Below are 5,470 nucleotides of genomic sequence, written 5' to 3'. Positions count from 1 at the left end.
GATAATGCCATGGTTGAAACCTTCTTTAAAACATTGAAGTCAGAGATGATTTGGAGAACCGTATTCCATACGCGCGAAGATGCAAAAAAAGCCATTGCCCAATATATTGACGGATTCTATAAGGCTCTGTTGCAAAAAAAATCCGCTGGCAAGGCAAGCCCCTCGTTCTTTGCTGTCAAGCGGTCTGACCTTGTAGATTCTGGGCGAGCAGTTCCACGGCTTCAGTCAACGCGCTCGGCCCGATACCAAAAGCGCGTTCAACGATACGCGCTTCCCCACGGATGTCTCGTGTCAGGTTGAGAATAGCAGCCTGGCCCTTGCGCAACGTCCGCATGACCTCGAAGCCCTTGATCGTCGCATATGCCGTCTTCAACGTCTTGAACCCTCTGACCGGTTTGATCAGCTGCTTCAGCTTGCCGTGGTCAGCCTCGACGACATTGTTCAGGTATTTGACTTGCCGGTGTACAAGACTAGCGCGACATTTACCTTGAACCTTCAATTGGGAGATGGCAATCCCATAAGTCGAAGCCTTGGCAGTGTTGATCACAGTTGGCTTTTCCCAGTCTTTCAAGCCGTTCAAAGCCTTCCCCAAAAAGCGCTTGGCTGCTTTGGCGTTGCGCGTCGCAGACAGGTAGAAATCGATCGTGTTGCCGAATTTGTCCACGGCTCGGTAAAGGTAAGTCCATTGTCCCCGGACTTTCACATAGATTTCATCAACACGCCAGCTCGTAGATTGTGGTCGGCGCCAATGCCAGCGCAGCCGTTTTTCAATCTCCGGAGCGTATTTCTGGACCCAGCGATAAATCGTGGAATGATCCACGGGCACACCGCGCTCACCCATCATCTGTTCAAGATCGCGGTAGCTGATCCCATAGCGGCAATACCACCGCACCGCCCATAAAATCACGTCACCCTGAAAATGGCGCCACTTGAAATCGCTCATCAAAAGTCTCGCTGAAAATTGTCAGCACTCTTTCGGACATCGGCAAAATTTTTGCAACAGAGCCTTCTTTTGGGTGTCGTTTGTGTTCTGAGTAAGCTGCGTGAGTTCGTCGGTTTCGATATTGAATTCTGATATCAATCCTTGAGACTGACCGGATTAGATAAGAATACACTGAGGACGGTAGTAAACAGTACCATCGCTTTTGATTTCACAACCGCTTCCTTGGTATTTTGGCATGCACGATAAAGGTAAATCATAACGATGAAGACTGTTGATGAGGCCATCGGAAGATCTAAATTTTCTCTGAACTATGCGTTTGTTGACTGGTTTGTAATTTACAAGCGGATGCCACATGTCTGTTTCATGAAAATAGACATAGAGATACCAACAGCCATCAAACTTGTTTGACTGGTTTAAAAATATACTTTCATCACAATAAACGAGAATAGTTCCGTTTTCGTTGGTAATAATATCCTTGAAGAAATCCTGATGAATATAATTCCCAATTTTATATGTATTAATTACTGGTCTGGCTCACTATTAATTGAAAATAACAAACGTAATTAACAACTCTACTTATTTATTATATAAAAAATATATTATTATATTAATATAGAATATATTAGGATAACGGACTATCCTAACTTTTTATAATTTTGATTTTTTTAGATGGAAAAATATTTTCAGCCACAATGAGTAAGCCAAGAGAAACGGTTTTTGCAGCTTGCTGACATGAACGTGTGGGCACAGCGGTCGTAGCGGTTGTGAACGCGTCGCCAGTCTTAGAGCCTTTCGAACATATGACTAGGCAGCTTTTATGCTGATTTTTACTGTAGTCGATTTGAAAATATGAGACGGGTTAGACCTCAGATACAGATATACTATTTTAAGTTGGGATCAATATAATGGGATATTTACGAAAGCAAATGATTGTTACACTTTTCAGGTCTTTTAATTGCATTTGGTTTCATTTTGTCAAAGCTATGTAAAGGGCATCGTCAATTTTATAATCAATAGGGTAACACAGCTTTTGTCGCGCCGTATTTTCTGAAAACCTCTATTGTGACATACGAAAAAGTATAATTTTAGCCCGCTTAGATAGCGTAGCCTCTAAAGTGTATCGGCGCTGATACTTATTAGTGAGCAGTCTTAGTATCTGTTCTTCATTTCGCGTTGGGGTGGCGGTCATGCAAGAATTGGATTTTGCGTTTGCTCCTGTTTCCAAAAGCATTTTAGCTGAGCGTTGGGAGAAACTTCAGGAAGAAACGATGCGATTTTGTGTAACACATGTTCGCAACCAACTTCTAGAAATTAGAACCAATTCGTCGATACCTTCCGTGCTTCTGGAAAAGCTAAAGCTAACAGGATGGTTCGGCCTTCTGATACCCAAACACTATGGCGGATTGGGTGGAGACTGCCTCGCGCGCGTTATTAACGTCGAGCATGTGACGAGGGAGTGCCCAGACTTAGGTGCAATTCTACAGATTGCTCAATTGGGAACTGGGAGCATACTTGAGTTCGGTTCGGAAAAGCAAAAACAGAAATGGCTTCCAGCAATGGTTTGGGGTGATCGAATCTGTACGATTGCGATCACTGAAGAACATTCAGGTTCACACGTGAATGGAATGAACACTTTTTATAAAGAGACAGCGGGCGGCTATATCCTGAATGGTTCTAAGTGTTTTATTGGGAATTGTTCAATCGCCAATCTCCATGTTGTCTACGCTCGCAAGAAAGGCACTGATAGACTGAGCGCTTTTATCGTGGAGGGCGAACGCGCTGGAGTAGATAACACAGAAGCACATAATCATCAGGGACTTAAAGCTTTCCCTTTTGGTAGGTTACACCTCAGAAATGTTTTTGTCCCACGCGAAAACATACTTGGGCCGAAAGGAGACGGCTTACGTTTAGCCTACTATGTAATTGGGCATCATGGCCGTCCCAGTTTGACTGCACTAGCACTCGGCATTCATCTTCGAATTCTGGATATAGCCTTTAGTTTTGCTCGTGGGCGTAAGCTCTACGGTAAACCGATTTCAGAGCTGCCTGATGTACGCAATAAGATTTTCGATGTTTATATGCGCTACGAGCAAAGCCGCCAAGTGGCCTACGATGCCGCCCATCGAATGAGTATCGGGCAGAATTCAGCCTATCGGCATCTGGCTATGGCAAAGTTTTTAAGTGGCGATCATGTCTGCCATTCCGCAAACATCGCTGCTGAAATATTTGGTGCCCGCGTCGGCTTACCGGAATTTGAAATTGCCCAACTGACCCTTGACGCTATGATGACCCGTCCGCCTTCGGGAACCGGTGACGTTCAAAAAATGCGCATTATGGACGATTTTTTCAATATGTCTGGAAGAGACCCAAAGACCTCAACTTAAACTTGCAAGGAATGATATGATGCACTCCACCCTTAAAGTTGGTGATACCTTCTCCTTCGAGTACACGGTTGCCGCAAATAAGACAGTACCCCATCTTTACCCTGAATCCGCAGAATATCAAATAATGCCAGAGGTATTTGCCACTGGATTCATGGTTGGCCTTCTTGAATGGTGCTGTATTGAAGCATTACGACCACATCTTGAGCCTGGCGAGGGTAGCCTTGGCACATATATATATGCACAACCCACTGCGCTCCCACTCCACCCGGGATGCGCGTAATCGTTAACGCCGTATGCGATGAGATTCGTAATAACAACAACGTGTTATGGAAAGTCATGGCACATGACGAGCATGAGCTGATAGCTCAAGGGACACACGGGCGGCATGTCATTGACATTGAACGCTTTGCTACACGGGTCGAACTAAAAAAAGCCGCTATGATGGCTAAGTCTACGGCATGAAATCGCGTCGTTTCGCTTGGGGTGCCGTCATGGCGGGGCTAGCATTTGCTACTATTTGGAGCCTATCATTCGTTTTTACCAAGTCAGCACTCACTCGTATCGCGCCGCTCTGGTTGGCCGCATTCCGCCTACAAATAGCAGGCGGGATTCTTTTGTTGCTCCAAGGTGTTCCCATCATACGCTTCCTGTATGGCAATATATCCTTTTCTAACCTCTTACGAGTTATCGCCAGTGGGGTTCTTTCGCAGGCTGTATATCTCAGTGCAAGCTACTGGGCACTTGTACATCTGCCGAGCTCAATTGTTAATATTGTGGTATCCTCGCTTCCGCTCGTGACACTACCGCTTTCTTATCTGTTATTGAACGAGCGGATCGGAACAAGTGGCATTATAGCATTCATGCTTAGTATCGTTGGAGTGATGATCTCACTCGACTTCGGTTTTCTAGCCGGCGGAGCAGGCCGACATTATGATGCTTTGGCGATAGTGCTCCTACTAGCTTCGGTCTTGGCTCTGGCGACCGGAAACGTACTGGTCAAGCCGGTGATCACACACTTTACTTTTATCCCATTCTACGCACTACAATTCATCGCAGGCAGTGTCGCTGCAACCATTGCGGCTTTGGTATTCGAACCGACAGCAGCCCCTTCTTTAGATGTTATTATTGGAATTACACCGCAACTCGCTTTCCTTGCTATCATTGGTTCCATATTGGGGATGTTTCTCTGGTTTCGAGTGCTTAGTGCTATGTCGGCTAACGCGGCGAGCTCTTTCTTTTTACTCACTCCTGTAACGGGTATATTATTCGGTGCCCTCGCTTTCGGAGAATCTATCACGATATCCAAGATTGCTGGTATTCTGGTGATCTCTTTTGCAATCATTTTGCGACTTAAGGGGATACTGTTTTTTGTAAGATCAGCTCACTTAGTAAATCGAAGTGATTAGATGGACCATAACGGGTCAACCAACAAAGGTACCCAAGCCGTCACAAGTATTCACTGAAGGCAAACGTGATATTTTTGGTTCCGTTGCAAAGGTTTGAATTCCTTATGTAGGTTTTCTGTTCTGTTGCTACTCAGACCCCGTATTTTAGTGCCGCGACAACAAGCGGATACTAATAAATTGGCAGTGAAACAGGGCATTTCTCCCCGTAGAATATCAACAACGACGTTAAATATTCCACGCGGACAATGAGTGAGACTGGTCATTATAAAAGCAGCGAGTGAAAAGGTCAGACGGAAACGTTTCATGGGAAACCGCGGCGTAATCCCTTGGAAATATGTGCATCTTTTTACAGAGGGCCAACGTGCCGCGCTTACCAGCATTTTCTATGCAAGGCGCAAAGGTCTTGTGTGCACGTATCAACAACTTGGTGAGGCGGCCGGTGTGAGCGAAACAACCGTGCGCCTTGCAATTCGGAAAGCGAGAGAATTCGGCATGGTGTGGTAAGGTAAAACTGCCGGTTTGAACGGGCTCCGTTGCAAAGATTTGAGGTATTCTGGTTTTCAAATTATTAGTCTATTGTTTTTGGATCGAAACATTGTGGATTTCAGGTTTATGACGATCAGCTTCAAAGGCAGCCAATACCCCAAATCTGTTATTCTGCACGCTGTGTTTTTCTATGTGCGCTATGCGGTTTCATATTGAGATCTACAAGAGATCCTATTGGAGCGTGGCATTGA

At 45.2% G+C, this 5,470-nt stretch carries 6 protein-coding genes and 2 pseudogenes; 7 read left to right on the top strand and 1 reads right to left on the bottom strand.

The window, feature by feature from the left end; all coding sequences use genetic code 11:
- Positions 1 to 9 precede the first annotated feature (9 nt).
- A pseudogene (locus ACI0FR_RS10430) lies at positions 10 to 105 on the top strand (IS3 family transposase); the annotation flags it as partial.
- A gap of 70 nt (positions 106 to 175) precedes the next feature.
- On the opposite strand, the gene ACI0FR_RS10425 reads toward ACI0FR_RS10430, so the two are convergent.
- A complete protein-coding gene (locus tag ACI0FR_RS10425; protein ID WP_374832149.1) occupies positions 176 to 943 on the bottom strand; it encodes an IS6 family transposase in 768 nt (255 codons plus the stop codon).
- A 1,187-nt stretch (positions 944 to 2,130) separates the two neighbouring features.
- On the opposite strand from ACI0FR_RS10425, the gene ACI0FR_RS10420 reads away from it, so the two are divergent.
- From ACI0FR_RS10420 to ACI0FR_RS10395, 6 genes and pseudogenes are all read left to right on the top strand, one after another.
- Positions 2,131 to 3,327, top strand: a complete 1,197-nt coding sequence (locus tag ACI0FR_RS10420) for an acyl-CoA dehydrogenase family protein (protein ID WP_461667944.1) — start codon at positions 2,131 to 2,133, stop codon at positions 3,325 to 3,327.
- A 16-nt stretch (positions 3,328 to 3,343) separates the two neighbouring features.
- On the top strand, positions 3,344 to 3,607 hold the full coding sequence (locus ACI0FR_RS10415; protein ID WP_461667943.1) for a thioesterase family protein: 264 nt from the start codon (positions 3,344 to 3,346) through the stop codon (positions 3,605 to 3,607).
- Positions 3,598 to 3,789, top strand: coding sequence for a thioesterase, FlK family (locus tag ACI0FR_RS10410; RefSeq protein ID WP_461667942.1), 192 nt, complete (start codon positions 3,598 to 3,600; stop codon positions 3,787 to 3,789). Before ACI0FR_RS10415 ends, ACI0FR_RS10410 begins: the two co-directional genes overlap by 10 nt.
- Positions 3,786 to 4,733: a DMT family transporter gene (locus ACI0FR_RS10405; protein WP_461667941.1), complete on the top strand. Its 948-nt coding sequence runs from the start codon at positions 3,786 to 3,788 to the stop codon at positions 4,731 to 4,733. Before ACI0FR_RS10410 ends, ACI0FR_RS10405 begins: the two co-directional genes overlap by 4 nt.
- Positions 4,734 to 5,036: 303 nt before the next feature.
- Positions 5,037 to 5,237: a hypothetical protein gene (locus ACI0FR_RS10400; RefSeq protein ID WP_374832141.1), complete on the top strand. Its 201-nt coding sequence runs from the start codon at positions 5,037 to 5,039 to the stop codon at positions 5,235 to 5,237.
- Positions 5,238 to 5,345: 108 nt separating this feature from the next.
- A pseudogene (locus tag ACI0FR_RS10395) lies at positions 5,346 to 5,432 on the top strand (IS6-like element ISPmar1 family transposase); the annotation flags it as partial.
- Positions 5,433 to 5,470: the final 38 nt, after the last annotated feature.

The sequence above is a fragment of the Paenochrobactrum sp. BZR 201-1 genome (genome assembly GCF_044987585.2).
In the GTDB taxonomy this organism is placed as follows: Bacteria; Pseudomonadota; Alphaproteobacteria; order Rhizobiales; family Rhizobiaceae; genus Paenochrobactrum; species Paenochrobactrum pullorum.
The sequence above is the reverse complement of the archived record's forward strand: the minus strand, read 5'-3'. Positions and strand labels throughout refer to the sequence as shown.

What these genes read in the sequence shown, in the direction of transcription:
- ACI0FR_RS10425 (WP_374832149.1), bottom strand. Translation starts at nt 943, where the DNA reads ATGAGCGATTTCAAGTGGCGCCATTTTCAGGGTGACGTGATTTTATGG.
- ACI0FR_RS10420 (WP_461667944.1), top strand. Translation starts at nt 2,131, where the DNA reads ATGCAAGAATTGGATTTTGCGTTTGCTCCTGTTTCCAAAAGCATTTTA.
- ACI0FR_RS10415 (WP_461667943.1), top strand. Translation starts at nt 3,344, where the DNA reads ATGATGCACTCCACCCTTAAAGTTGGTGATACCTTCTCCTTCGAGTAC.
- ACI0FR_RS10410 (WP_461667942.1), top strand. Translation starts at nt 3,598, where the DNA reads ATGCGCGTAATCGTTAACGCCGTATGCGATGAGATTCGTAATAACAAC.
- ACI0FR_RS10405 (WP_461667941.1), top strand. Translation starts at nt 3,786, where the DNA reads ATGAAATCGCGTCGTTTCGCTTGGGGTGCCGTCATGGCGGGGCTAGCA.
- ACI0FR_RS10400 (WP_374832141.1), top strand. Translation starts at nt 5,037, where the DNA reads ATGGGAAACCGCGGCGTAATCCCTTGGAAATATGTGCATCTTTTTACA.